The sequence below is a fragment of the Sphingomonas sp. BL-S-29 genome (assembly GCF_055521495.1).
The window spans coordinates 2908188-2930851 of record NZ_CM145482.1 but is presented as its reverse complement, the minus strand read 5'-3'; the positions used below and the strand labels follow the sequence as shown (position 1 = coordinate 2930851).

Sequence of the window (22664 nt, the reverse complement as noted above, 5' to 3'; positions counted from 1 at the left end):
CGTCGACAGGCGCAAAGCTGTTGCTGATCGCCGTCCGTCGGCTGCCGTGGTCGACGACCTGGACGAGATCGAACGCCGTGTGGTCGCCGCCGGGCTCGAACCCTTCTCGCACGGCGATTACGAACCCGGCCGGCGCTTCTATTTCCTCGACTACGACCGGATCGAATATGAGATCGTCAGCTACGGGTAATCAGGAGGCCTCCCGCCTCCGCCGCCTGAACTCCGCGACCTTGGCCTTGTTGCCGCACCCGGTCATCGAGCACCAGCGGCGATCGCCACCCCGCGAGGTATCGAGGAACAGCAGCGCGCAACCGTCGGATTCGCATTGGCGCAGGCGCCCGTCCGGATCTGCGCCGAACAGCTGGATCGCGTCGCGCGCGAGCGTGGCGAGGAAGGCGCCCGGCGAACCGTCGAGACGGAGGCTCCCATCTTCTCCCAAATGCGGCACGGCCGACGGCGCCTGCGCGATCCGGTTCAGCGTCGTGACGGCGTCGGGAAGCATGGGCCCGCCGGCGATCACCGCGGTGGAGAGCGCATAGATCGCCTCGCGCAGCGCGCGGGCGCTGGAAAGGTCGTCCGCCGTCGACGGCAGCCGGGAGGCCAGGCCAGCGGCCGCGAGCCATCGATCGAGATCGGTCGGGGTCGCGATCAGGTCGCGCGGCGAAGGCTTCATCCGGGCGGCCAGCGTCGCGGCAAAATCGAGCGCCGCATGGCCTCCGCGGAAACGGAAACCGTCGCGCAGTTCGGATGTGGCCAATGACGGAGGTCGTATCTTCTGCCGGCTCATGAAACCCCATTGACAGGTTACCGGCGCCGTCGCAACACATGTCGTGTAACCTGCTGAGTCGGTTACTCACTGAAAGGCGCTGATCATGTCGACACCCATCACGATGCTGCTGGCGGGCTGGCTCCTTCTGGCACCGGCCTCCGCCGTTTCGCCCCCTGATCCCGCGCCGCTGTCCTTGACCGGCACCTGGACGATGGAATCCGCTTACGAAATACGCGCCGACGGCACACGCGTGACGGGCTATGGCGAGCATCCCCAAGGGCTGCTGACGGTCGATGCGTCGGGCCGTTACAGCCTGCAGATCTTTCGGGTCGACCGCCCCAAATTCGCCTCGGGCGACAAGACCAGCGGATCGCCCGACGAATATCGCCAGGCCGTATTGGGATCGAGCACCCATTTCGGCCGGGTGACGGTCGATCGTGCGCGGCACCAGCTGCTGTTCGACATCCAGGCAGCGTCCTTCCCCAATTGGGAAGGCAGGAAGCAGGTCCGCGACTACACCTACGCGAACGACCTGTTGTCCTATGCCGTCCCGGCGAGCGCTTCGGGCAATGGCACCATCGCCTATTCGGTGTGGAAACGGGCGAGTCCGTGACGAAGCCTGCGGCCATGCACGATGATTTCCATAGTGCCGCCTGGGTCGAGCATCACACCCGGCTCTCCGGGACGATCGCCGCCATCCTCATGCGCGTGCGTTAAGCATTTGCGCGGCACGCAAAACGGGCACGAAAGCCATCGCCGCCGCGCCCCTCGTGATACGAGCCCGCCGGCGCTTCCATTTTCTCGATGACGACCGGATCGAATAGGGGATCGTCAGCTCTGCTCGATTCAACCCACGCGCGCGGTGTGGCAGCAGGCGCGGCCGGTGCGCGCATCTGCGCCGGCCCGCTCCTTCTCATCGTGATATCATTTCAGGCATGTTTTTACCGCGGTAACAGCGGAAAACAGCGGAACTTTCCCGCTGTTTTCGGCCGATTTTACCGCTGTTATGCTTAACAGCGGTATCGCCTCTCAAGTCTCTATAAATATTGGGGAAATCCGGATCCAAAATCCAACATAACAGCGGAAAGAAAAAATGCGCTGCGCGCAACAGCGCAAAAGCCGAGTCGCTGTTGGAGATCGCCGGCCCTTCCAGGCACAACGAAACGGGGCGTGGAAACCATCGTCCCCACGCCCCGTTCGAAACTTCGGCGAAAATGCCTGACCGATTACTCGGCAGCGGTAACCTTGGCCGGACGCGTGTCGCGGCGTTCGGCGATACGTGCCGACTTGCCGGTGCGGCCACGCAGATAATAGAGCTTCGCGCGACGCACGGCGCCCTTGCGGACCACTTCGATCGAATCGATGTTCGGCGAATAAAGCGGGAAAACGCGCTCGACGCCCTCACCGAACGAAATCTTCCGCACGGTGAAGTTGGAGCCCATGCCCTTGTTCGAACGCGCGATGCACACGCCTTCGTAGTTCTGAACGCGGGTGCGCTCGCCTTCCACGACCTTCACGCCGACCTTCAGCGTGTCGCCCGGGCGGAATTCCGGGATCTTCTTGTTCTCGAGAAACTTGGCAATGTTCTCGGCTTCGATCGTCTGGATGAGATTCATCTCATTCGTCCTTCGTCTGTCGCCGCGCACCAGAGGGCGACCTGACCCGAGCACCCTCATGGCGCTCCCAAAGGTCCGGCCGCCTTAGCCGTGTATCGGTCTCGGCCATGAGCTTTCGCCATGCCTCGATCCTCGCATGATCCCCCGATCGCAGCACTTCGGGGATCGTGCGCCCTTCCCATTCAACAGGTCGGGTATATTGCGGGTATTCGAGCAGCCCCGTTTCGAAGCTCTCGTCCACACCGCTGGAAGCCGCGCCCATTACGCCGGGAAGCAGCCGAATGCAAGCGTCGAGCAACACCAGCGCGCCCATCTCCCCACCGGAGAGGATATAGTCGCCGATCGACACCTGCTCGACCTGCCGTCCCTCGAAGATCCGCTCGTCGAAACCCTCGAACCGGCCGCATAAAATGGTGACGCCCGGCCCCTCGGCCAGCGCCCGGACCCGCTCCTGGCTCAGCGGCGCGCCCCGCGGCGTCATGGCCAGGATGGGTCGGTCATCGGCGACGCTGTCGATCGCCGCGGCCAGTACATCGGCGCGCAGAACCATCCCTGCGCCGCCCCCGGCCGGCGTATCGTCGACGGTGCGGTGTTTGTCCGCCGCGAAGTCCCGGATATTGACCGCATCGAGCGACCATTTCCCCTCGCCCAGCGCCCGCCCGGCCAGCGACACGCCGAGCGGCCCGGGGAACATGTCCGGGTAGAGCGTCAGGACGGTGGCGGCGAAGGTCATATGGTCCAGTTCTCGATCTTGAGGCCGGGGATGTCGGCGAAATCGCGCTCGTTGTTGGTGACGAGGGTCAGGCCCAGCGCCAGAGCCTGCGCCGCAATCAAGCGGTCGAAGCGCCCGCGCTTGAACGGCAACCTCGCATAGACAAGCGCTGCCTCGGCGTCGAACGGCAGGACTTGAAGGTTGGCGAACAACCGCCGCGCTTCCCGCTCCGCATCGAGTGCCTTCGCTCCGAGCATCACCTCGGCAAACGCAACTGCCGAGGTTGCGATCGTTTCGACAGGACGCTCCTCGACTCGCGCCTTTGCTTCGAGAGAAAGACCACCGAGAAGATAGATCAGGATATTGCTGTCGAGCAGAAACTTCGGGTCAGTCACGCTTCAGCAGCTTCCCTTCCCAGTCGAGTTCCCGCTCCTCGAACTCACGGTCCTCGGAAGTCAGCAACTTCAGCCCCGGAATCGATCCATAGATGCCGGTCAAATCGATCTTGCGCGGTTCGGCCGCAACCGGCTCGACGATGAACCGCCCCTTCTCCTCGCGCACGGTCATCTCGACCCCGGCTTCGATGCCGAGCGACTTGGGCAGCCTCAGGGCAACCGAGTTGCCCGACTTGAAGGTACGCGACTTGCGTGGAGCGTTCATATCAGTCTCCGTATATACGTAATGTATATACATTCCGATGTTCATACCGTCAATCGTTGCCACCTGCCGGGAACCATCCTCGCCGCCGACCTTTAAGGCTGGGCATGGAAGACTGCATCATCATCGGGGCCGGCCCCGCCGGGCTGACCGCCGCGATCTACCTTGCCCGTTTCCATCTCTCGATCCGCCTGTTCGACTGCGGCTCCAGCCGCGCGGCGCTGATCCCGCGCACGCACAACCATGCAGGCTTTCCGGGCGGCATCGCGGGCAAGGAGTTGCTCGCCCTGATGCTGGCCCAGGCCGAAAGCTTCGGCGCCCGGCGCGAACTGGCCGAGGTCTCGGCGATCGTCCCGTCGGAGGACGGGTTCGAGGTCCATGTCGGCCAGGGCGGTACCGTCTTCCGCGCCCGTACCGTGCTGCTCGCAACCGGCGTGCTCAACAACCGCCCCGACATGCCCGCCGACGAGCATGACGCAGCGCTGTCGCGCGGGCTGCTGCGCTATTGCCCGATCTGCGACGGCTATGAGGTCACCGACCAGCGCGTCGGCGTGATCGGCACCGGCGAGCATGGCATGCGCGAGGCGCTGTTCCTTCGCGGCTACACCGACGACGTCACCCTGATCGCGCCCGGCGCCGCGCACGATCTCGACGCGACCTGCCGCGCCAAGCTGGAAGAGGCGGGCATCCTCCATGTCGACGGCCCCTGCACGCCCCTGCGAGTGGCTACGGACACGATCGTCGCGACGACACCCGCTGGCGATCTGCATTTCGACAGCATCTACCCCGCGCTCGGCTCGCGTATCCGCTCGGGCCTCGCCGTGGCGGCCGGGGCGCGGGCTTCGGAGGATGGGTGCCTGGAGGTCGACGACCATCAGCGCACCTCGGTCCCCGGCCTGTTCGCGGCGGGCGATGTGGTGAAGGGGCTGGATCAGATCAGCCATGCGATGGGGGAAGCAGGCGTCGCCGCGACGACGATCCGCAACCTGCTCGACGAGCGCCGCCCGATCAGGCGGTGACGAACTCGGCAGCGACGACCATGCGCTCGGCGTCCCACTCAGGCACTGCCTCGGGCCGCATCGGCACCATGAAGCGCTTGCCGTCGGGCCGCTCGATCTCGATCACGTCGCCCGCCCCGAAATCGTCGATCGCGACCACGCGACCGAGGTCCTCGCCCGTCGTCGAGACGGCCGGCAGGCCCAACAGGTCGGTATGGTAATATTCGCCCTCTTCGAGCGGAGGCAGCGCCGATCTCGGCACCGTCAATTCGGTGCCGCGCAGCGCCTCGGCGGCGTTGCGATCGTTGATCTCGGCAATGCGCGCGATGGCGCCATTGCTGCCCGGGCGCACCGACTTGAGCGTCAGCGTGCCGTCGTTGAAGCGTTGATAACTTTTCAGGTCCTCGGTGAAGACCTTGAGACGGACCTCCCCCGTCACGCCGTGCGCGCCGATGATGACGGCGAGCGTGACGGGGGCGTCCTTAGGCATCAGCCCTCGGCCGGAGCCTGAGCCGACTTGCCCTCGGCGGTCTCGTCGGTGTCGCCGGCATCGCTGTCCGGGGTCGCCTCGTTCGCTTCGGCTGCGGGAGCCTCCTCGGCGGCTGCCTCGGGAGCGGCTTCCTCGGCTGCCGCTTCAGGAGCTGCTTCGGCTTCGACCGGCGGGGTCTGCTCGGCGACTGCCTCGGCAACCGCTTCGGCTTCCGGCGTCGGCTCTTCGGTCGCTGCTTCGACCTCGGCGGCGATCACGGCCTCGGCTTCCTCATTGCTGTCCTGCGCCGGGGGAGCTTCCTCGGCAACGGGCTCAGGCTCGGGTGCCGGCGCGGCGGCGGCTGCAGCGGCTGCCTCATCGGCTTCGGCCTGCTTGGTCGCACGCTCTTCGGCGCGCTCCGTGGCCTTCTCGCCGGGCTTGCCCTTGTTCGGGTTGTTGCGCGCCGGACGCTCGCGGACGCCCGCGACGTCGAGGAAACGGGCAACGCGGTCGGTCGGCTGCGCGCCGACGCTCAGCCAATGCTTCGCACGCTCGCCGTCGAGCACGATGCGCTTGTCATCGTCCTTGGCGAGCAGCGGGTTGTAGGTGCCGAGCTTCTCGATGAAGCGGCCGTCACGGGGCGAACGGGCGTCCGCCACGACGATGCGGTAGTACGGACGCTTCTTGGAGCCGCCACGCGACAGACGAATGCTGAGTGCCATTACTTCTTCTTCCTTCTTTCGATTACGTTATTTCTTCTTGATCAAATTCTCGAAACCGGGGGGCAGATTGGCCTGTCCGCCGCCCAGCCCCGGCAATCCGGGGCCGCCAACGGGGCCGTTGCCGCCCAGCATGTTGCCGAGGCCGGGGCCTCCAAGGGCATTGCCGAGGCCACCCATGCCGCCCCCAGGACCACCTCGGCCGAGCATCGCCGCCATGCCCTTCAACCCGCCCATCTTGCGGATCTTCTTCATGGCGGTGGACATTTCCTGGTGCATCTTGAGCAGCTTGTTCACGTCCTGCACGGTCGTGCCGCTGCCCTTCGCCACGCGGATCTTGCGCTTGGCGTTGATGATCTCCGGCTTGGCGCGCTCCTTGGGCGTCATCGAGGTGATCATCGCGTCCATCCGGAGCAGGATCCGCTCGTCGACCGCGCCCGAAGCCATGGCCTGTTGCGCCTTCTTCATGCCGGGGATCATGCCGGCGAGTGCGCCGAGCCCGCCCATCCGGCGCATCTGGCCAAGCTGGGCGCGCAGGTCGTTCATGTCGAACTGGCCCTTGGCCAGCTTCGCCGCCATCTTCTCGGCGTCTTCCTGCTGGATCGCCTCGGCGGCACGCTCGACCAGGCCGACCACGTCGCCCATGCCGAGGATGCGCCCCGCGACACGGCCCGGATGGAACGCCTCGAGCGCGTCGAGCTTCTCGCCCATGCCGGCGAACTTGATCGGCTTGCCGGTGACGGCACGCATCGACAGCGCAGCACCGCCGCGCGCATCGCCGTCCATGCGAGTCAGCACCACGCCGGTCAGCGGCACCTGTGCGGAGAAGCTGCTTGCGACATTGACCGCGTCCTGGCCAGTCAGCGCATCGACGACGAGCAGGATCTCGGCCGGCCTGGCGACGTCGGCAACCGCCTTCATCTCGTCCATCAGCGCCTGGTCGACATGGAGACGGCCGGCGGTGTCGAGCATCAGGACGTCATAGCCCTGCAGCTTCGCCGCCTGCATCGCGCGCCGCGCGATATCGACTGGCTGCTGGCCCGGCACGACCGGCAGGGTTGCGACCTCCGCCTGAGTGCCGAGCGTCGCCAGCTGCTCCTGCGCGTTCGGGCGATTGACGTCGAGCGACGCCATCAGCACCTTCTTGCGCTCGCGCTTCGCCAGCCGCAGCGCGATCTTGGCGGTGGTGGTCGTCTTACCCGAGCCCTGCAGGCCGACCATCATGATCACGGCCGGCGGGGTAACGCCCAGCTCCAGCTCCGACGCGTCCGAGCCGAGCATCTCGACCAGCGCGTCGTTGACGATCTTGACGACCTGCTGGCCCGGCGTGACCGAACGCAGCACATTCTGGCCGACGGCCTTCTCGGTCGCCTTGTCGACGAAATCGCGCGCGACGGGCAGCGCCACGTCAGCCTCGAGCAGCGCGACGCGCACCTCGCGCATCGCGGCGCGCACGTCCGCCTCCGTCAGCGCACCACGCCCACGCAGTCGATCGAACACACCGCCAAGACGGTCGCTCAGGCTCTCGAACATCAACAACCTTTCATTCCGGATCGACATCCGGCCCGAGAAACGCAAAGAACGCCGGCGGACGAAACCTCGTCGGCCGGCGTAGCCCTATGGGCACCCCTTCACGAATCCCATGACGGAAACGATCGCGGCGGCCCTTAGCGCACCGCACATGATCGCGCAACCTCGGTGCGCGCCGGCAATTTGCATGCACCGGGCTTAACCCGATCTATACGCCTGTCGTGGAAAGGGGGTGCATGAGTATCCGTGGGGCACGTGGGATGGTGGGTGAAATCGGCGACGACTCGGGGCTGGAAGTGCCCAGCACGCGTGGCGACTCGATCAGTGGGGCAATTACCGTCGCCTCGATCCTGCTGTTCATTGGCACGGGCAGTTCAGTGCTGTCCTCGACGCTTCAGCATTATTTCTCCGGTGGGGAAGGCACAGACCAGACTCTGGTCATCGCCCTGCTGCTCAACGTCGCCCTGATCCTGTTCGGCTGGCGCCGCCACCGCGAACTCGCCCGCGAGGTCACGGTCCGCGCCGCCGCCGAGGAACGCGCGCACCAGCTCGCCGCCAAGGACCCGCTGACCGGCTTCCTCAATCGCCGCAGCCTTGGCGAGCAGGGTGCGGCGATGTTCGCCCGTGCCGAACGCCGGGGCAAGGCGATGGCGATGATGATGCTCGATCTCGACCATTTCAAGACGATCAACGACATGCACGGCCACGCGATCGGCGATACGCTATTGCGCGAGGTCGCGGTGGAGATCGCGGCCGCAATGCCCTCGATCGCGCTGACCGCGCGCTTCGGCGGCGATGAGTTCGCCTGCGCCTTTCTGTTCGACCCCGCCCATCCCGACACGGTCGAACGCATCGCCGAGCGAATCGTGTCGCGCCTCGCCCAGCCGTTCAGGGCGGAGGGGCTTCAGCTCCATATCAGCGTCTCGCTCGGTATCGCCCGCTCGGACTTCGATTGCGCGACCATCGATGCACTGACTCGCTCTGCCGACATCGCCATGTACGCCGCGAAGAATTCGGGCCGCAATCGGTTCGCCTGGTTCGACCTGTCGATGGAGCGCGAGCTCCAGGCACGCAACGAGCTCGAGGCCGGCCTGCGCGGCGCGATCCCGCGGCAGGAGGTGGTTCCCTATTTCGAGCAGCAGATCGATCTCACCACCGGCCGGCTCGGCGGGTTCGAGGTGCTGGCGCGCTGGGAGCATCCGCAACGCGGCCTGGTCGGGCCCGAGGCCTTCATTCCGATCGCCGAGGAAACCGGCATGATCGCCGATCTCTCGCTCTCGATCATGCGCCAGGCCTTCACGGCGGCGAAGGACTGGAATCCGGCGCTGTCGATTTCGGTCAACATCTCACCCTGGCAGCTCAAGGACGCCTGGCTCGCGCAGAAGATCATCAAGGTCCTGACCGAAACCGGCTTCCCGGCGACCCGGCTCGAAATCGAGATCACCGAAAGCTCGCTGTTCGACAATCTGCCGCTCGCCCAGTCGATCGTCGCCAGCCTGAAGAACCAGGGTGTCAGGCTCGCGCTCGACGATTTCGGCACCGGCTATTCGTCGCTGGCGCATCTCCGCGCCCTGCCCTTCGACCGGATCAAGATCGACAAGAGCTTCATCATGTCGATCACCGAGAATTCCGAAAGCGCGGCGATCGTCAATGCCATCACCCGGCTCGGCGACAGCCTCAACCTGCCGATCACCGCGGAAGGTATCGAGGACGCATCGATCGAGGAGCGGCTGCGCGCGCTTGGCTGCTCCAGAGGCCAGGGATATCTCTACGGCCGGCCGATGAGCATCGCCAACACCCGTCGCCTGCTCGCCGAGCGGCGCCTGCTGCTTCAGCCGGCTGCCGGCGATATCAGAGAGATAACTGCCGGCCTTTCTACCAGCCAGCGCCTGGCTGTTTGAGATAGGCCTGTTCATCGGGCGTCGATTGCCGGCCGAGGGCCGCGTTGCGTGACGGAAATCGCCCGAACCGCGCGATCACATCGGCATGGTCATGGGCGTAGGAGAGATTCTCCTCGTTGCCGAGTTGCTCGAAACAGCCGACCGACAGCGCCTGCGCCTCGCGGCTCTCCGCGTGCATCAGCGGCATGTAGAGGAAGGGCCGCCGCTCGTCCGGGTCGAGCCGTTCGTCCCAGCCCCGCTCGATCGCCTCGCGCGTCAGGTCGAGCGCCAGCGCGTCACCGGAAAACGCCGCCGCCGTGTCGCGGTGGATGTTGCGGGAGAACTGATCGAGCAGGATGATCGCCCCCAGCAAAGTCTCCGGGTCGTCCCGCCAGCCACGCGCCTGGCTTGCCAGCACCGCGTCGCGCAATGCACCGAACCGTTGGGCGATTTCGCGGTCGAGCGCCAAATCCTTGCCGAAACGCTTCTTCGCCGGAACCTCGTCAAACCAGAAGGATAGTATCGCATGGGCCTTTTCATGGACTTCGTCCGAACCCGCCCCTAGATCACCGCGCATGTACCACCGTTCCGGCCTCCCTGATGGCTGAGCCCGACATTATCAGCCTGGGCTGCCGTCTCAACATCGCGGAAAGCGAGACGATCCGTACGCTCGTCGGCGCCCGCGACATGGTGGTCGTCAACAGCTGTGCCGTGACCAACAGCGCGGTGCGCGAGACGCGCAGCGCGATCCGCCGCGCGCGCCGCGACCGGCCGGGGGCGCAGATCGTGGTGACCGGCTGCGCCGCGCAGATCGATCCGCGGAGCTTCGCCGCCATGCCCGAGGTCGACCGGGTGATCGGCAACGCCGAGAAATTGAAACCGGAAGCCTGGGAAGCGCATGATGAGGTGATGGTCGGCGACATCATGCAGGTGCGCGAGACGGCGCCGCATCTTGCCGCCGCCTTTGCCGCGCACGCCCGCGCGTTCGTCGAGGTGCAGAATGGCTGCGACCATCGTTGCACCTTCTGCGCGATCCCGTTCGGGCGCGGCAACAGCCGCTCGGTTCCGGCCGGCGGGGTGATCGACCGGATCCGGACACTGGTCGATACCGGACACCGCGAAATCGTGCTGACCGGAGTCGACCTGACCAGCTACGGCCCCGACCTGCCCGGCACGCCTTCTCTCGGCTTGCTGGTCGAACGCATCCTCAACCATGTCCCGACGCTCGAGCGCCTGCGCCTGTCCTCGCTCGATTCGATCGAGATCGACGACCGGCTGTTCGAGCTGTTGACGACCGAGCCACGCATGATGCCGCACGTCCATCTCTCGCTCCAGGCGGGCGACGACATGATCCTGAAACGCATGAAGCGGCGCCACAACCGCGCGGAGAGCGTCCGGATGGTCGAACGGCTCAAGGCGGCGCGCTCCGAGATCGCGATCGGCGCCGACCTGATCGCCGGTTTCCCGACCGAGACCGAGGCGATGTTCCGCAACACGCTGGCGCTGATCGACGATTGCCACATCGTCCACCCGCATATCTTCCCCTATTCGCCGCGCGAGGGCACGCCCGCGGCACGGATGCCGCAGGTCGAGCCGGAAGTGCGCAAGCGCCGCGCCGCGATGTTGCGCGAGGCTGGCACGGTACGACGCGCGAGCTGGCAGCAAAACCTGGTCGGCACCGTCCAGCCGGTCCTGGTGGAGCGCCCCGGCGACCGCGGCCATGCCCCGGCTTTCGCGGAAGTACGCTTTCCCCTCCCCGTTGGCTCGGCACGAACGGAGGTTGGGAGTATCCAACCCATCCTGATCACCGGCGCCAGCACCACCACCCTCACCGGAATCCCTGCATGAGCACTACTCCAAGCTGGCACGACAAACTGCTCGGCGGCTTCAAGCGCACCTCCGATCGCCTGATCGGCAATCTCGCCGGCCTGGGTGCCGCGCGCCTCGACGAGGCGACGCTTGACGAGATCGAGGAAGCGCTGATCGCCTCCGATCTCGGCCCCGAGACCGCCGCGCGCATCCGGGCGCGCCTCGCCGAGGGCAGCTTCGAGCGCAACATGGAGGAACTCGGCATCCGCCTGGTCGTCGCGGAGGAGATCGAGAAGGTACTGGCGAAGGTCGCCAAACCGCTCGAGATCGCGGCGTTTCCACGTCCTCAGGTGATCCTGGTCATCGGCGTCAATGGTTCCGGCAAGACCACCACCATCGCCAAGCTGGCGCATTATCTGACCGAGCAGGATTATGGTGTCATGCTCGCCGCCGGCGACACCTTCCGCGCCGCCGCGATCGGCCAGCTCGCCACCTGGGCGGGCCGGGTCGGCGTGCCGATCGTCTCGGGCAATGAAGGCGGCGACGCAGCCGGCATCGTCTATGAGGCCGTGAAGCAGGCGACCGCCACTGGGATCGACGCGCTGATCGTCGACACCGCCGGACGCCTGCAGAACAAGCGCGAGCTGATGGACGAGCTGTCCAAGATCCGCCGCGTGCTCGGCCGCATCAACCCGGAATCCCCACACGACATCCTGCTCGTGCTGGACGCGACGACCGGCCAGAACGCGCTCAATCAGATCGAGGTGTTCAAGGAATTCGCCGGCGTCACCGGGCTGATCATGACCAAGCTGGACGGCACCGCGCGCGGCGGCGTGCTGGTCGCGGCGGCGGAGAAATATGGCCTGCCGATTCACGCCATCGGCGTCGGCGAGGGCATGGGCGATCTTCGGCCGTTCGATGCGAACGAGGTTGCGCGGATCATCGCGGGTGTGGAAGGGGTTCGCCATGGCAAGTGAAACCAAGCTTCCCCCGGTCGGCCCCGGCCTCCGTCTCGCGATCGACGTCGCGCCGCTCGCGGTCTTTTTCGTCGTGAATTTCATGAGCGGCGGCCCGCAGATCGCGCGGCTGCTCGCGGCGACGACGGCGTTCATGGTCGCGAGCGCGATCGCGATGGTCGTCTCGCGCTGGAAGACCGGCCGCATCTCGCCGATGCTGTGGATGACCGGAACCCTGGTGCTCGTGTTCGGCGGCGCCACGCTCTATTTCCACAACGAGACCTTCATCAAGATCAAGCCGACCTTCGTCTATGCCAGTTTCGCGGCGATCCTGGCGTTCGGCCTCGCAACCGGCCGCCCTTTGCTCCAGTCGCTGCTGGAGACCGCTTATCCCGGTCTGACCGAACAGGGCTGGCGCAAGCTGACGATCAACTGGACGATCTTCTTCGCCTGCATGGCGGTGCTCAATGAGGTTGTGTGGCGCAACAGCACCACCGATTTCTGGGTGGCGTTCAAGCTATGGGGTGCGATTCCGCTGACCCTGGTCTTCGCGGTCGCCAATGTGCCGATGCTGATGAAGCACGGGCTGAATACAGGGCAAGAGCCGCCGGTCCCGCCTGAGGGATAAAAACTCCTCCCCGGAACGGGGAGGGCGTCCGAGCTTTGTTCTGCCCCCGGCAGAACAAGATCCTATCCGGGGAATAGGATCTCGCTCGAACGCGCCGAAGGCGGTGGAGGGGCTGGTCGGGCGGGGCCTGGCATAGACCGGCTCCGCGCGAACGCCGCAACTCTCACCGTTCCTACTTAGACGCGTTCACCGCGCTCCAAACCCCTCCGCCAGCTTCGCCACGGGTTGCTCCGCAACCCGGCTTCGCTGCCGCGACATGCCCCCGGCATGTCGCTGATCGCAGCTACGCCCCCCTCCCCTGAGCTCCGCTCAGGGGAGGAATTCCGTAGATCAGCCCACCACGCCGTCGTAGATGCGTCCCGCCTCGTCCCAGTTCACCACGTCCCACCACGCCTTGAGATAGCCGGGGCGGTCGTTGCGATAGATCAGGTAATAAGCGTGCTCCCACACGTCATTGCCCAGGATCGGCGTGCCCTTCACGGCAACGTCGTCCATCAGGGGATTGTCCTGGTTCGGCGTGCTGGTGACCTGCAGCTTGCCATCGGCGTCGGCGATCACCCATGCCCAGCCCGAGCCGAACTGGCCGGCGCCCTTGCCGTTGAAATCTTCCTTCAGCTTGTCGAGCCCGCCATAGGCGTCGATCGCCTCCGCCAGCTTGCCCGACGGCGTGCCGCCGCCCGGGGTCATGATCTTCCAGAAGAAGTCATGGTTCCAGAAACCGCCGCCATTGTTGCGGACCAGCGGCGGCTGGGTCGAGATCACGGCCAGGATCTCTTCGATCGTCTTGCCGGCCAGCGAGGGGTCCTTTTCGACGCCCTCGTTGAGCTTATCGGTATAGGCCTTGTGGTGCTTGTCGTGATGGAACTTCATCGTCTCTTCGTTGATGGTCGGCTCCAGCGCGTCATAGGCGTAGGGAAGCGGGGGCAGTTCGAAAGCCATGAGTCATCCTCCTTGGAAATGCGCGGGTCACTGACGCAACGCCGAGCCGGTGAAATGGGTCCGACAGCCTCGTTACGCAACCGATTCCGTCACGCCCCGGCGGAAATAAGCCCATGGCGTTTCAACGCGTGGCGAAGCTGGTCGTAACTCAGCCCAAGCGCTTCCGCGGTGGCGCGCTGATTGAAGCGATGCTCGCCAAGCGCCTTGGTCAGCAGATCGCGCTCGAACCGGGCAATGCGCGTCTTGAAGTCGGACGGTGCCTCATCGGCCTCCTCCGCCGGTGCCGTCACGGGCTGCGCGCTTTCCGGCGGCGCCGTCAACACCGGCGCGGGCGTCAGGGGCGCGCCGGCCGGTGCCGGCCGATAGGGTGAATGGAACGGGTCGAACTCGATCGCATCGATCGGCCCTGCCTGCTCCCACCGATAGACGGCGCGCTCCACGACGTTGCGCAACTCGCGCACATTGCCGGGCCATTGATAGTCGACCATCGCCGCCATCGCGTTGGGGCCGAATCCGGGCCAGTCGTCAAAGCCCATTTCGGAGGCCATGCGCCGCCCGAAATGCTCGGCCAGCACCATCACGTCGCCGGGACGCGCACGGAGCGGCGGCAGGGTCACCACCTCGAACGACAGCCGGTCGAGCAGATCGGCGCGAAACTGGTGCCGCGCCACCTTGTCGGGCAGATTCTCGTTGGTCGCCGCGACGATGCGGACATCGACCTGCAACGGTCGCGAGGATCCGATCCGGGTGATCTCGCCATATTCGACCGCGCGCAGCAGCCTTTCCTGCGCGCCCATCGACAAGGTGCCGAGTTCGTCGAGGAACAGGGTTCCGCGATGCGCTTCCTCGAACCGCCCGACGCGCGACTTGGTCGCGCCGGTGAAGGCCCCTGCCTCATGCCCGAACAATTCGGCCTCGATCAGCGTCTCGGGCAAGGCAGCGCAGTTCATCACCACCAGAGGCTGGTCCCAACGTGGGCTCAGGCGGTGGAGACGCTCGGCGACCAACTCCTTGCCGGTGCCGCGTTCGCCGATGACGAGCACCGGGCGGTCGAGCGCGGCCGCGCGGCTGGCGCGCTCCAGCGTCTCTAGAAAAACGTTCGACTGGCCGATGACCTGGGTAGTGCGATCCATGCCCAAGCCTTGGCGTAAATTCCCAAGGCTTGGCAAGATATTTTAGATCGGTTCATGTGGCGTTCAGCCGAAAATGGCGGAAAACCGAGCTTTTAGAAACTGGCACGCTCCCTGCAATACTCCTGGCATCTGCCCAACAGGGCGACACGGACAACCAGTTACAGGGAATTACGCCATGAAGAACCGCTACAAAGCCGGCGACCTCCGCCACACCGTCGCAGCCGTCGCTTGTGCGGTCGTGCTGGGCTCCACCTTCCTGCTCGGCGCCGTCGCGCCGGCCCAGGCCGCTCCGGCGGCCCTCTACACCCAGACCGCCGCCTGATCGTCAGGCGGCGCTGCCGGGGCGGCCACCCCTTGCACCGCCCCGGCACCCCTTCAACCCTCACCCAGTATCCTGCGTACCTATTAGGAGAGTTTTCGAGATGGGCATTTTCTCCCGAACCCGCGACATCATCGCCGCCAACTTCACCGATCTGCTCGACAAGGCGGAAGACCCCGCCAAGATGATCCGCATGATCATCCTCGAGATGGAGGAGACCCTGGTTGAAGTCCGCGCCTCCGCCGCGCGCACCATTGCCGACCAGAAGGAAATGCGCCGCCACATCTCGAAGCTCGAATCGCTTCAGGAAAGCTGGACCGAAAAGGCCGAGCTGGCCCTGTCCAAGGGCCGCGAGGACCTGGCCAAGGCCGCCCTGGTCGAAAAGCAGAAGGCCGCCGACATGGCCGCCCAGCTGACCGGCGAGATCACGGTGCTCGACGAAGCGCTCCGCGCCTCGGAAGAGGACATCAACAAGCTGCAGACCAAGCTTCGCGAGGCCCGCACCCGCCAGAACTCGATCGTCACCCGGCTCGAGACCGCGCACAACCGCTACAAGCTGCGCGAAATGTATGCCGGCCCGAAGATGCAGGACGCGTTCTCGCGCTTCGAGATCATGGAGCGCCGGGTCGACATGGCCGAGGGCCGCGCCGAAGTCGCCGGCATGGGCGTCCCGAAGAGCCTCGAGGAGGAGATCGCGGAGCTGAAGGCAAGCGAGAAGGTCGAGGCGGAACTCGCCGCGATGAAGGCGCGCGCCGCCGGCTCGAAGGAAGTCTGAGATGGAAGACGTCCTTATCCCAGCGATCGTCTGCGGCATCCTGTTCATCGGCATGCCCTGGGTGATCCTCCACTATGTGACCAAGTGGAAGCAGGCGCCGAAGATCACCACCGAGGACGAGAATCTGCTCGATGAGCTGCACTATCTCGCCCGCCGGCTCGAAGACCGCCTGAATACCGTGGAGCGCATCGTCGCCGCCGACCACCCCGAGTGGCGCCCCGGCACGATGACGCCTTCGACCAGCAACGACCTTCCCAGGAGCAACTGAGATGTCCGCAAGCCGCACCAAATTCTATCTCGACAAGCAGAACCGCAAATGGCTGGGCGTCTGCGCCGGGATCGCCGATTACACCGGGGTCGATGTCACCTGGGTCCGCGTCGGCGCCGTTCTGCTCACCATCGCCGGCGGCTTCCCCTGGACGCTGCTCGCTTACTGGCTGGTCGCCTGGATGGCCGAGAGCAAGCCCTACGGCCTGTACGAAACCCCGGAAGACGCGAAGTTCTGGCAGGGTGTCCGTTCGAACCCGAAGCGCTCGACCGCTGAGGTCCGCTCCAAGTTCCGCGACATCGATCGCCGGCTCGCCGACATCGAGATGATGTACACCAGCCGCAACAGCCGCCTCGCCGACGAGATCGACAGCCTGCGCTGAACCTCGCCGCCGAACAGGGGAGAATGACAATGACTTGGGGTGGACCGGGCTTCGTGATCGCGATCATCGCGATCTCCTATGCCGGCTGGATCATCAACAACTGGGTCCGCGCCCGCCACGGCTATCCTCTCGAGGATGAGTGGTCCGGCAAGAGCGCGAAGGGAGACCCCGACGCGGAACGGAAGATCCAGCTGCTGACGACGGAGAATGAGCGCCAGGCCGGGCAGATCAGCCGGCTGGAGGAACGGATCGCAGTGCTGGAACGCATCGCAACCGACCCCGCCGAACGCACTGCCCGCCAGATCGACGAGCTGCGCTGAAGCGCACAGGCTCAGGAGTTAGAACGATGCACAACGGTCAAATTTTCGTCCTCGCGATCATCGCCCTCGCCATGCTCGGCGGTGTCGCGAAGATGTGGATCCGGGCCCAGCACGGCCTGCCGATCGAAACACGCCGCAGCCGCCGGTACCGCGATCGCTACGCCGACGACGGTCCCGACGCCGAACGCAAGATCCACCTCCTCTCATCCGAGAACGAGCGGCTGGTGGGCCAGGTTTCCCGCCTCGAGGAGCGGATCGCCGTCCTCGAACGCATCGCCACCGATCCCGCCGAGCGCACCGCTCGCGAAATCGACGCCCTTCGCTAGGAGCAGCACCAATGAACGAACATCTGATCATGGAGCTGATCAAGCCGGTTTCGCTGCTGACGCTGATCGCGATCGGCGCCTGGCTGGTCACCACCTGGATGAAGGTCCGCCACGGCTATCCGCTCACGGGAAGCAACGGGCAGACGCTCTATCCGAGCTCAGGCGAGGAAACGATCGAGCGGGTCAAGTTGCTGACCCAGGAGAACAGCCAGCTTCGCGCCGAGATCGGCGCGGTTAAGGATCGGCTCGCTAATGTCGAACGCATCGTCACGGACGGCGCGCACAGCCTTGATCGCGAGATCGAACAGCTCCGGCTGAAGGCAAACTGAGGAGACAGGTTGTGGAACCCAATATCGTTTTCATGATCCCGATCCTCGCGATCATGGTCGGACTGGTGGCAGTGGTCGGCGGCGTGATCGTAAAGCCGTGGCTCGCCCACCGCGAGAAGCAAATGGAACTCGAAGCCAAGATGATCGCCGAGAAGGCCGCGCAATATGCGTCCCAGACCGGCGGCCTCGAACAACGGGTGCGTGTGCTGGAGAGGATCGTCACGGATCGCGGCATCGACGTCGCGGACGAGATCGAGAAGCTCCGGAACCAGCCCCCGCTCAACTGAACTTTTGAATAGAAGGATTTCGCGATGATTATCTTCCTGGCCGTGATGACCGCTGTTGCCGGCGTCGCCGTCTACCTCTGCGAGCGGGTCGATGCCCCCCGCCGCCGCCTCGAGCGCGAGGCCGGCAAGGCCCTCTGAAGCACCCGTTTTCGAAACAGGGAGTTGAAACATGAACCCCTTTGAAATGGTTGTCGCCATCGTCGTCATTGCCACGATCGGCAGCGTGCTCCGCGCTCGCTACGGCATCGGCCGCGACCGCAAGGGCAACGACTACAGCGTCCGCGACGACGGCATGGCCCAGGCAGAGAACCAGCGGCTGCGCGAAGAACTCCGGGCCATGAAGGAGCGCCTGGCGGTCCTCGAACGGCTCGCCACCGAAAACGACACCAGCGGCGCACGCCTCGATCGCGAGATCGAAAAGCTGCGCGACCGCACTTGACCGAGGGAGCAGGGATCATGACCGATCCGAACTTCTACATCACCATGGCAATGACCACGCTGGCGGGCCTCGGCATGCTGAGCTTCGTCGCCCTCACCGGCTGGCGCGGCTGGCTCGCCCTGAAGCGCCAGGAGCTCAATCTGCAGGGCGACCTGCACACCGCCCCTTCGATGCCCAATGCCAGCGCCCGCATCGAGATTGCCGACCTGAAGGAACGCATCCGCAAGCTCGAGGCGATCGCCGCCGGCGTGGATCTCTGACCTGGCTGCGCCGCACCTCGCACATCCTCAGGTGCGAAGCGGCGCGGTAATGTAGTGAAGGACACCCTCGCTCTTCTACTTCCCCGGCGAAGGCCGGGGTCCAGTTGGGGGACGGTTGTAACTGGCGATGCGTGCCGTCGAGTGGCCTTCCCAACTGGACCCCGGCCTTCGCCGGGGAAGGAACATCGGTTTGATTTTGGTCCGCACAGGCCCTAGCGCCCACCTCATGCAAAGCCTCGCTGACCTGCAAGACGAATACAGCTTCCTCGATGCGGACGATCGCTACCGTCTGCTGATCGATCTGGGCAAGGACCTGGAACCGATGCCCGAGGCGCTGAAGACCGACACCACGCTGGTCCGCGGCTGTTCCGCGTCGGTATGGGTCTATCCCACGGCAAAGGATGACGGCAGGCTCCATTTCCTCGCCGATTCCAACGCCGCGATCACCAAGGGCATCATCGCGCTGGTGCTGTTGACGGTGCAGGATCAGGCCCCCGCCGCGATCCTCACGGCCGATATCGAGGCGGCGCTGGCGCCCTTCGACCTGAAGAACCAGCTCAGCTCGAACCGCACTCAGGGCATACCCAACATGATCGCCCTGATCCGCGAGACCGCGGCACGCTACAGGGGCTGAGGCGCGGTCACGATCTGGCGCAATGCCGCGACCAGACGGTCGGGATCCCTCACGGGTCGCCCGGACGGCATCCGCAGTCTAGATCGGCGTAGAGCACTGCATCACCGGGGCGCAGCCGCTTCTGCACCGCAACGAGATCACTCACCGTCTTCGCCCTCACATAGAAGCTGGTGTCGCGGCTCACGCGGTCGCCGTCGTCAGGCCGACCGCCTCGGCAACCGCATCGAGATTGGTCCCGGCTTTCACCAGCATCCACTCGCCGGGAGCAGCGCCGTCGACCATCGTCACCGCGCCGCGTGGGCAGACACCAAGGCATTTCACCTCGACAATGCCGGCCCTGCCCTTGCGGCCCTTCTTCAGTCCGAGATGCTTTCGTAGCGCCTTGGCGAGCGGCGTCCGCCCCTTGGGACCGAAGCCGCCATCCAGCTTCTTCGAGCATTTCTTGCAGACCAGCAGCGTGCTCGACCAGGCCGACCGGACCGATTTCAACCGGCGGGTTTCCATTGTCGCGCGTCCTCGGCGGTGCGCAGCACGTCATAAGCCGCCTGGATCGCCTGGAACCGGGTCGCTGCTTCCTTGTCACCAGGGCGGACATCGGGATGATTGGACTTGGCAAGCCGCCGCCAGGCCACGCGCACCGCGTCGAAATCGGCGTCGGCCTCGAGTTCGAGCACCTCCAGCGCACGCATCTCGTCGCGTGATCGGCTGCCGTCGCCGGGACCCGCCCAGCCATAATGCTTCGCCTCGGCATAGCCATCCGCCGTGCGGGTTTCGTCGGCCTCACGCTTCGCGGCTTCCTCGGCGGTCAGGCCTTCGAAATAATTCCAGCCGCGATTATATTCCGCCGCGTGATCCTGGCAGAAATACCAGCGTTCCGGGCTGTTGGGCGATTTCGGCGCGGGGCAGTTGCCCGGCGCGTCGCAGCCGTGCCGGTCGCACAGCCGCACCGTCGTCGCCTCGCGCCCGGCGCCATAGCCGCGCCAGCGGGGAAAGCCCCAGTCGACCGATCGGGAGGAGGAACGCGCCATTGGCCCGACATAGGGGAAGCAATCGGGAGCGCAACCGCGAGAATGGTGATTATCGTACCCGAGCCCCGGTCACAGCCAGGATTCTAGAAACCAAGGGTGAATCGGACTCGCTGGCTGCTCGCGCCGCATCCGAGCGACCCGTCGGGGCGATATGACTTCGCATAGCGTGCACCCGCCATGGTGCGTACGCCAGCCTTGGTAAAGACGAACGGCGGATAGCTGAGAATGGCCCGCTCGTTCACCACCCGCCCCTCCGCCGACACGTCGAACTGGGTCTGGGTCCAACCCTCGAAGCCCCATTGCATGGCTTCCTGCGGAAAAGTGCCCCCGGCGCTCAGGAACTTCGGCGGCGAATCGACGATACCGCATTGATTGGCCGCCAGCCCCGATCGCTCGAACGCAGCCCGTGCCGCCTCCGCATTACCCGATTGCTGCTCGATCGAGGCGATGCGGACCAACGCGCCGACTCGCATCGGGTCGTTCGCGACGAGAGCGGCATCCTCTGCCACCTGACGCAGCAACTCACGCGTCCGCGATCCCTTTGATCGCTCATCGGCATCCGCGATCAGCAGTCGCAAAGCCGATCTGGCCTGCGGATCATTCGCGTATGATGGCTGTGCCAGAAGGGGCATCGCCTCGTGTGCGAAATCGCTCCCGCGCTTGCCGGTGGCGCGGGCCGAACCGCGCTCGGCGAGGTCCAACGCCAGACGAGGCAATGCGGGCACGCCGTTCGCGTCCGCGATGGCGAGTGCGCGGCGTGCCAGGACATTGGCCTCTTCACGCGGCAGGACGACATTGTCGACCAACCGGTACAGCGCAGGCAGCGTCTGGAGCGACTCCGCGCCCTTCGCCTCGGCGGCGACGAGCGCGACGCGCTGGCGCGGCAGGGCCTGCGCATCCGACAGGCCATCCTTGGCGGGAACCGTCAGATGCTTTTCCACCAGCCAGTTTTCCAGGCTGGCCGAGAGGAAATTGCCGATCGACGGCCGCTCGAACTCCGTCGAGCAGCGCATCTCGATCCGGATATTGTAACGGAAGAATCGCGGCAGCGTCTTCACCTGTTCGGGCGTCCACGACCAGGCGAGCGCCGCGCGCGCGAATTCCAGCGCCACCGGGCCGCCGCCCGCCGCGTAGATCGGCGTGCTCGAAATCACCGTTCCGTCATCGCCGATACTGAATTCGACCACGGCCATGTCGTCCGGCTTGAGCCCGCCCTCTCCGCCGCAAGCCGGTGCCTTCATCTGCACGGCCGGATCGAAGGTTCCCTTGGGCAGGCGGCCCGCCCCGGTATAGGCCATATATTTTCGGGCCTCTTCGGAATTCCCGGCAAGCAGCGCGGCGATCGCGGTGTCGGACCGCGCCGAGACATCGCGCAGGTCGACACGCGTCGTCAGGCCACCAAGGAGCTTTACCGCTTCCGCCGATTTCGCGCGGGCACCCGCGAAGTCGCCATTGTTGAGCAGCAACAGACCCTCGCGCCGGGCGAACTCCGCCGAAACCACGGGGTCGACCTTGGCCGTCGCCATGATCGCCTTGCCCTTCGCCAGCGCGTCCGCAGCAACGGCGGGGTCGACATAAGTGGCTGTCTGGACGAGGCCGAGCAGTGCCGCAAATCGGTTGGCCGCCGAATCGCTCGCGCCGGCCGCATCGCGATAAGCCGCCATCGCGCTGGCATAATCGACTGCCTCCTGCGCGATACGCCCGAGGTTGAGATAGGCACGGTAACGGTCATCGCTCAGCGAGGCGTCGTTGGCCGGCAAGTCGGCCAGGCCGGCCCGCGCGGCCGCCACGGCCTCGTCCTTGCGGTCGAGCGCGAAGAGTGCCGCGCTCTTGCGCACGAGCATGATGGCATGACTGCGCTTGTTCTTCACCGTGCGGCGCTCGAGCGCATCCCAGGCGTTGAGCGCCGCTCGTTTGTCGGTGCCCGCGTCGAGGGCGGCGGCCGCTTCGAAATCCTGCTGGACAGTCATGGTCGCCTGCTGCGCGACAACCGGTGCCGCCGCGGCGATCAACGCGACGCCTGCAATTCCTGCCTTGAGTGCCCGCATGATATCCCCGCCTTTCGACGGTTATGCGGCGATAATATTGCAGCGTAAAGAAGCGCTTCGGAAAAATGCCAGAGGGTCTGTAAGCCGGGTTCTGTCCACCCTTTTCAGGGATGGGCGACCATTCCTCTAGGCCCGCATTTGCATGCGGGCTCAAGCAACCAACCCGGGCGACGAGCTGAAACGAAGCCCATATGCCGCCCCTATTCGGTCTTGCTCCCGGTGGGGTTTGCCGTGCCGCTCCTGTTACCAGTCGCGCGGTGCGCTCTTGCCGCACCCTTTCACCGTGGCGGGGCCGAAGCCTTCGCCGTCTGCTCTCTGTGGCACTTTCCCTGGGGTCGCCCCCGCCGGGCGTTACCCGGCACCGTCGTTTCGCGGAGCCCGGACTTTCCTCGGCACGCTTGCACGTGACGCGGCCGCCCGACCCTCTGGCCGGA

Annotated in this window: 31 protein-coding genes, 1 other RNA gene and 1 pseudogene; 18 read left to right on the top strand and 15 right to left on the bottom strand. The window is 65.6% G+C overall.

Features of this window, described 5'->3' with window-relative positions:
- Window positions 1-46: 46 nt before the first annotated feature.
- Window positions 47-190 (top strand): annotated as a pseudogene (locus ACZ1I2_RS14085) (VOC family protein); the annotation flags it as partial.
- Here ACZ1I2_RS14085 and ACZ1I2_RS14080 read toward each other — a convergent pair.
- Entirely contained in the window at window positions 191-787 is a 597-nt protein-coding gene (locus ACZ1I2_RS14080) for a CGNR zinc finger domain-containing protein (protein WP_465173515.1), read from the bottom strand.
- A gap of 85 nt (window positions 788-872) precedes the next feature.
- Here ACZ1I2_RS14080 and ACZ1I2_RS14075 point away from each other — a divergent pair, with 85 nt between their 5' ends.
- Complete coding sequence (locus tag ACZ1I2_RS14075) at window positions 873-1382, top strand: lipocalin-like domain-containing protein (protein WP_465176828.1); 510 nt, start codon at window positions 873-875, stop codon at window positions 1380-1382.
- 613 nt (window positions 1383-1995) lie between these two features.
- On the opposite strand, the gene rplS is transcribed toward ACZ1I2_RS14075, so the two are convergent.
- From rplS to ACZ1I2_RS14055, 4 genes are read right to left on the bottom strand one after another with little or no spacing between them, the layout of a single operon-like run.
- A complete protein-coding gene (rplS, locus tag ACZ1I2_RS14070) occupies window positions 1996-2385 on the bottom strand; it encodes a 50S ribosomal protein L19 (protein WP_465176829.1) in 390 nt (129 codons plus the stop codon).
- Between the two features lies 1 nt (window position 2386).
- Window positions 2387-3118, bottom strand: coding sequence for a tRNA (guanosine(37)-N1)-methyltransferase TrmD (trmD, locus tag ACZ1I2_RS14065; protein WP_465176830.1), 732 nt, complete (start codon window positions 3116-3118; stop codon window positions 2387-2389).
- Window positions 3115-3492, bottom strand: coding sequence for a PIN domain-containing protein (locus tag ACZ1I2_RS14060; protein WP_465173519.1), 378 nt, complete (start codon window positions 3490-3492; stop codon window positions 3115-3117). Before ACZ1I2_RS14060 ends, trmD begins: the two co-directional genes overlap by 4 nt.
- Window positions 3485-3757: an AbrB/MazE/SpoVT family DNA-binding domain-containing protein gene (locus tag ACZ1I2_RS14055; protein ID WP_465176831.1), complete on the bottom strand. Its 273-nt coding sequence runs from the start codon at window positions 3755-3757 to the stop codon at window positions 3485-3487. Before ACZ1I2_RS14055 ends, ACZ1I2_RS14060 begins: the two co-directional genes overlap by 8 nt.
- Before the next feature lie 104 nt (window positions 3758-3861).
- On the opposite strand from ACZ1I2_RS14055, the gene ACZ1I2_RS14050 reads away from it, so the two are divergent.
- Window positions 3862-4773 carry an NAD(P)/FAD-dependent oxidoreductase gene (locus tag ACZ1I2_RS14050; protein WP_465176832.1) on the top strand — a complete coding sequence of 304 codons (912 nt, stop codon included), beginning with the start codon at window positions 3862-3864 and terminating at the stop codon, window positions 4771-4773.
- Here the strand turns inward: ACZ1I2_RS14050 and rimM are convergent.
- The 3 genes from rimM to ffh are packed head-to-tail and all read right to left on the bottom strand — an operon-like array spanning window position 4763 to window position 7473.
- A complete protein-coding gene (rimM, locus tag ACZ1I2_RS14045) occupies window positions 4763-5242 on the bottom strand; it encodes a ribosome maturation factor RimM (RefSeq protein ID WP_465176833.1) in 480 nt (159 codons plus the stop codon). The two genes, ACZ1I2_RS14050 and rimM, sit on opposite strands and share 11 nt — an antisense overlap.
- Complete coding sequence (gene rpsP, locus ACZ1I2_RS14040; RefSeq protein ID WP_465173523.1) at window positions 5242-5943, bottom strand: 30S ribosomal protein S16; 702 nt, start codon at window positions 5941-5943, stop codon at window positions 5242-5244. The genes rimM and rpsP overlap by 1 nt, the downstream gene beginning before the upstream one ends.
- A gap of 27 nt (window positions 5944-5970) precedes the next feature.
- Window positions 5971-7473 (bottom strand): signal recognition particle protein, encoded by a 1503-nt coding sequence (ffh, locus tag ACZ1I2_RS14035; protein WP_465173524.1) that lies wholly within the window; start codon window positions 7471-7473, stop codon window positions 5971-5973.
- A 257-nt stretch (window positions 7474-7730) separates the two neighbouring features.
- On the opposite strand from ffh, the gene ACZ1I2_RS14030 reads away from it, so the two are divergent.
- The gene (locus ACZ1I2_RS14030) at window positions 7731-9371 is read left to right on the top strand and encodes a putative bifunctional diguanylate cyclase/phosphodiesterase (RefSeq protein ID WP_465173525.1); all 1641 of its coding nucleotides are present in this window, start codon (window positions 7731-7733) and stop codon (window positions 9369-9371) included.
- On the opposite strand, the gene ACZ1I2_RS14025 is transcribed toward ACZ1I2_RS14030, so the two are convergent.
- The gene (locus tag ACZ1I2_RS14025) at window positions 9346-9927 is read right to left on the bottom strand and encodes a DUF924 family protein (RefSeq protein WP_465173526.1); all 582 of its coding nucleotides are present in this window, start codon (window positions 9925-9927) and stop codon (window positions 9346-9348) included. The genes ACZ1I2_RS14030 and ACZ1I2_RS14025 overlap by 26 nt on opposite strands.
- Window positions 9928-9950: 23 nt before the next feature.
- On the opposite strand from ACZ1I2_RS14025, the gene mtaB reads away from it, so the two are divergent.
- Genes mtaB through ACZ1I2_RS14010 form a run of 3 tightly spaced genes read left to right on the top strand, consistent with a single transcriptional unit; the run spans window position 9951 to window position 12743 of the window.
- A complete protein-coding gene (mtaB, locus tag ACZ1I2_RS14020; RefSeq protein WP_465176834.1) occupies window positions 9951-11198 on the top strand; it encodes a tRNA (N(6)-L-threonylcarbamoyladenosine(37)-C(2))-methylthiotransferase MtaB in 1248 nt (415 codons plus the stop codon).
- Window positions 11195-12136, top strand: coding sequence for a signal recognition particle-docking protein FtsY (gene ftsY, locus ACZ1I2_RS14015; protein WP_465176835.1), 942 nt, complete (start codon window positions 11195-11197; stop codon window positions 12134-12136). Before mtaB ends, ftsY begins: the two co-directional genes overlap by 4 nt.
- On the top strand, window positions 12126-12743 hold the full coding sequence (locus tag ACZ1I2_RS14010) for a septation protein A (RefSeq protein ID WP_465176836.1): 618 nt from the start codon (window positions 12126-12128) through the stop codon (window positions 12741-12743). The genes ftsY and ACZ1I2_RS14010 overlap by 11 nt, the downstream gene beginning before the upstream one ends.
- Window positions 12744-13073: 330 nt before the next feature.
- On the opposite strand, the gene ACZ1I2_RS14005 is transcribed toward ACZ1I2_RS14010, so the two are convergent.
- Window positions 13074-13682 carry a superoxide dismutase gene (locus ACZ1I2_RS14005; RefSeq protein ID WP_465173530.1) on the bottom strand — a complete coding sequence of 203 codons (609 nt, stop codon included), beginning with the start codon at window positions 13680-13682 and terminating at the stop codon, window positions 13074-13076.
- 89 nt (window positions 13683-13771) lie between these two features.
- On the bottom strand, window positions 13772-14815 hold the full coding sequence (gene pspF / locus ACZ1I2_RS14000; RefSeq protein WP_465173531.1) for a phage shock protein operon transcriptional activator: 1044 nt from the start codon (window positions 14813-14815) through the stop codon (window positions 13772-13774).
- A gap of 175 nt (window positions 14816-14990) precedes the next feature.
- Between pspF and ACZ1I2_RS13995 the strand changes: the two genes are divergently transcribed.
- The 11 genes from ACZ1I2_RS13995 (at window position 14991) to ACZ1I2_RS13945 (ending at window position 19154) form a co-directional block, all read left to right on the top strand.
- Window positions 14991-15137, top strand: a complete 147-nt coding sequence (locus ACZ1I2_RS13995) for a hypothetical protein (RefSeq protein WP_465173533.1) — start codon at window positions 14991-14993, stop codon at window positions 15135-15137.
- Between the two features lie 100 nt (window positions 15138-15237).
- Window positions 15238-15909: a phage shock protein PspA gene (pspA, locus tag ACZ1I2_RS13990; RefSeq protein WP_465173534.1), complete on the top strand. Its 672-nt coding sequence runs from the start codon at window positions 15238-15240 to the stop codon at window positions 15907-15909.
- 1 nt (window position 15910) lies between these two features.
- Window positions 15911-16177, top strand: coding sequence for an envelope stress response membrane protein PspB (gene pspB / locus ACZ1I2_RS13985; protein WP_465173535.1), 267 nt, complete (start codon window positions 15911-15913; stop codon window positions 16175-16177).
- A 1-nt stretch (window position 16178) separates the two neighbouring features.
- Window positions 16179-16559 (top strand): envelope stress response membrane protein PspC, encoded by a 381-nt coding sequence (gene pspC / locus ACZ1I2_RS13980; protein WP_465173536.1) that lies wholly within the window; start codon window positions 16179-16181, stop codon window positions 16557-16559.
- A 29-nt stretch (window positions 16560-16588) separates the two neighbouring features.
- Window positions 16589-16879: a hypothetical protein gene (locus tag ACZ1I2_RS13975; protein ID WP_465173537.1), complete on the top strand. Its 291-nt coding sequence runs from the start codon at window positions 16589-16591 to the stop codon at window positions 16877-16879.
- A 26-nt stretch (window positions 16880-16905) separates the two neighbouring features.
- Window positions 16906-17205 carry a hypothetical protein gene (locus ACZ1I2_RS13970; protein ID WP_465173538.1) on the top strand — a complete coding sequence of 100 codons (300 nt, stop codon included), beginning with the start codon at window positions 16906-16908 and terminating at the stop codon, window positions 17203-17205.
- An 11-nt stretch (window positions 17206-17216) separates the two neighbouring features.
- Window positions 17217-17534, top strand: a complete 318-nt coding sequence (locus ACZ1I2_RS13965; RefSeq protein WP_465173539.1) for a hypothetical protein — start codon at window positions 17217-17219, stop codon at window positions 17532-17534.
- 32 nt (window positions 17535-17566) lie between these two features.
- The gene (locus tag ACZ1I2_RS13960) at window positions 17567-17821 is read left to right on the top strand and encodes a hypothetical protein (protein ID WP_465173540.1); all 255 of its coding nucleotides are present in this window, start codon (window positions 17567-17569) and stop codon (window positions 17819-17821) included.
- Between the two features lie 169 nt (window positions 17822-17990).
- Window positions 17991-18260 (top strand): hypothetical protein, encoded by a 270-nt coding sequence (locus tag ACZ1I2_RS13955; protein WP_465173541.1) that lies wholly within the window; start codon window positions 17991-17993, stop codon window positions 18258-18260.
- Between the two features lie 17 nt (window positions 18261-18277).
- Window positions 18278-18520, top strand: a complete 243-nt coding sequence (locus tag ACZ1I2_RS13950; protein WP_465173542.1) for a hypothetical protein — start codon at window positions 18278-18280, stop codon at window positions 18518-18520.
- A 226-nt stretch (window positions 18521-18746) separates the two neighbouring features.
- Entirely contained in the window at window positions 18747-19154 is a 408-nt protein-coding gene (locus ACZ1I2_RS13945; RefSeq protein ID WP_465176837.1) for a SufE family protein, read from the top strand.
- Window positions 19155-19334: 180 nt separating this feature from the next.
- On the opposite strand, the gene ACZ1I2_RS13940 is transcribed toward ACZ1I2_RS13945, so the two are convergent.
- From ACZ1I2_RS13940 to rnpB, 4 genes are all read right to left on the bottom strand, one after another.
- Window positions 19335-19658 (bottom strand): hypothetical protein, encoded by a 324-nt coding sequence (locus ACZ1I2_RS13940; protein WP_465173544.1) that lies wholly within the window; start codon window positions 19656-19658, stop codon window positions 19335-19337.
- Window positions 19640-20182 (bottom strand): J domain-containing protein, encoded by a 543-nt coding sequence (locus tag ACZ1I2_RS13935; RefSeq protein ID WP_465173545.1) that lies wholly within the window; start codon window positions 20180-20182, stop codon window positions 19640-19642. The genes ACZ1I2_RS13940 and ACZ1I2_RS13935 overlap by 19 nt, the downstream gene beginning before the upstream one ends.
- 83 nt (window positions 20183-20265) lie before the next feature.
- Complete coding sequence (locus ACZ1I2_RS13930; RefSeq protein WP_465173546.1) at window positions 20266-22230, bottom strand: hypothetical protein; 1965 nt, start codon at window positions 22228-22230, stop codon at window positions 20266-20268.
- 64 nt (window positions 22231-22294) lie between these two features.
- An RNA gene (rnpB, locus tag ACZ1I2_RS13925) (RNase P RNA component class A) lies at window positions 22295-22659 on the bottom strand.
- Window positions 22660-22664: the final 5 nt, after the last annotated feature.

Excerpts from the sequence above, each read along its gene's own strand:
- ACZ1I2_RS13970 (WP_465173538.1), top strand. The coding sequence starts at position 16,906 with ATGCACAACGGTCAAATTTTCGTCCTCGCGATCATCGCCCTCGCCATG.
- rimM (WP_465176833.1), bottom strand. The coding sequence starts at position 5,242 with ATGCCTAAGGACGCCCCCGTCACGCTCGCCGTCATCATCGGCGCGCAC.
- trmD (WP_465176830.1), bottom strand. The coding sequence starts at position 3,118 with ATGACCTTCGCCGCCACCGTCCTGACGCTCTACCCGGACATGTTCCCC.
- ffh (WP_465173524.1), bottom strand. The coding sequence starts at position 7,473 with ATGTTCGAGAGCCTGAGCGACCGTCTTGGCGGTGTGTTCGATCGACTG.
- ACZ1I2_RS14030 (WP_465173525.1), top strand. The coding sequence starts at position 7,731 with ATGGTGGGTGAAATCGGCGACGACTCGGGGCTGGAAGTGCCCAGCACG.
- rplS (WP_465176829.1), bottom strand. The coding sequence starts at position 2,385 with ATGAATCTCATCCAGACGATCGAAGCCGAGAACATTGCCAAGTTTCTC.
- ACZ1I2_RS13975 (WP_465173537.1), top strand. The coding sequence starts at position 16,589 with ATGACTTGGGGTGGACCGGGCTTCGTGATCGCGATCATCGCGATCTCC.
- ACZ1I2_RS13935 (WP_465173545.1), bottom strand. The coding sequence starts at position 20,182 with ATGGCGCGTTCCTCCTCCCGATCGGTCGACTGGGGCTTTCCCCGCTGG.
- ftsY (WP_465176835.1), top strand. The coding sequence starts at position 11,195 with ATGAGCACTACTCCAAGCTGGCACGACAAACTGCTCGGCGGCTTCAAG.
- ACZ1I2_RS14050 (WP_465176832.1), top strand. The coding sequence starts at position 3,862 with ATGGAAGACTGCATCATCATCGGGGCCGGCCCCGCCGGGCTGACCGCC.
- pspC (WP_465173536.1), top strand. The coding sequence starts at position 16,179 with ATGTCCGCAAGCCGCACCAAATTCTATCTCGACAAGCAGAACCGCAAA.
- ACZ1I2_RS14055 (WP_465176831.1), bottom strand. The coding sequence starts at position 3,757 with ATGAACGCTCCACGCAAGTCGCGTACCTTCAAGTCGGGCAACTCGGTT.
- pspF (WP_465173531.1), bottom strand. The coding sequence starts at position 14,815 with ATGGATCGCACTACCCAGGTCATCGGCCAGTCGAACGTTTTTCTAGAG.
- ACZ1I2_RS13965 (WP_465173539.1), top strand. The coding sequence starts at position 17,217 with ATGAACGAACATCTGATCATGGAGCTGATCAAGCCGGTTTCGCTGCTG.
- ACZ1I2_RS13995 (WP_465173533.1), top strand. The coding sequence starts at position 14,991 with ATGAAGAACCGCTACAAAGCCGGCGACCTCCGCCACACCGTCGCAGCC.
- ACZ1I2_RS13950 (WP_465173542.1), top strand. The coding sequence starts at position 18,278 with ATGACCGATCCGAACTTCTACATCACCATGGCAATGACCACGCTGGCG.
- ACZ1I2_RS14005 (WP_465173530.1), bottom strand. The coding sequence starts at position 13,682 with ATGGCTTTCGAACTGCCCCCGCTTCCCTACGCCTATGACGCGCTGGAG.
- ACZ1I2_RS14010 (WP_465176836.1), top strand. The coding sequence starts at position 12,126 with ATGGCAAGTGAAACCAAGCTTCCCCCGGTCGGCCCCGGCCTCCGTCTC.
- ACZ1I2_RS14075 (WP_465176828.1), top strand. The coding sequence starts at position 873 with ATGTCGACACCCATCACGATGCTGCTGGCGGGCTGGCTCCTTCTGGCA.
- ACZ1I2_RS13955 (WP_465173541.1), top strand. The coding sequence starts at position 17,991 with ATGAACCCCTTTGAAATGGTTGTCGCCATCGTCGTCATTGCCACGATC.
- rpsP (WP_465173523.1), bottom strand. The coding sequence starts at position 5,943 with ATGGCACTCAGCATTCGTCTGTCGCGTGGCGGCTCCAAGAAGCGTCCG.
- ACZ1I2_RS13960 (WP_465173540.1), top strand. The coding sequence starts at position 17,567 with ATGATCCCGATCCTCGCGATCATGGTCGGACTGGTGGCAGTGGTCGGC.
- ACZ1I2_RS14025 (WP_465173526.1), bottom strand. The coding sequence starts at position 9,927 with ATGCGCGGTGATCTAGGGGCGGGTTCGGACGAAGTCCATGAAAAGGCC.
- pspA (WP_465173534.1), top strand. The coding sequence starts at position 15,238 with ATGGGCATTTTCTCCCGAACCCGCGACATCATCGCCGCCAACTTCACC.
- ACZ1I2_RS13945 (WP_465176837.1), top strand. The coding sequence starts at position 18,747 with ATGCAAAGCCTCGCTGACCTGCAAGACGAATACAGCTTCCTCGATGCG.
- ACZ1I2_RS13930 (WP_465173546.1), bottom strand. The coding sequence starts at position 22,230 with ATGCGGGCACTCAAGGCAGGAATTGCAGGCGTCGCGTTGATCGCCGCG.
- ACZ1I2_RS14080 (WP_465173515.1), bottom strand. The coding sequence starts at position 787 with ATGAGCCGGCAGAAGATACGACCTCCGTCATTGGCCACATCCGAACTG.
- pspB (WP_465173535.1), top strand. The coding sequence starts at position 15,911 with ATGGAAGACGTCCTTATCCCAGCGATCGTCTGCGGCATCCTGTTCATC.
- ACZ1I2_RS13940 (WP_465173544.1), bottom strand. The coding sequence starts at position 19,658 with ATGGAAACCCGCCGGTTGAAATCGGTCCGGTCGGCCTGGTCGAGCACG.
- mtaB (WP_465176834.1), top strand. The coding sequence starts at position 9,951 with ATGGCTGAGCCCGACATTATCAGCCTGGGCTGCCGTCTCAACATCGCG.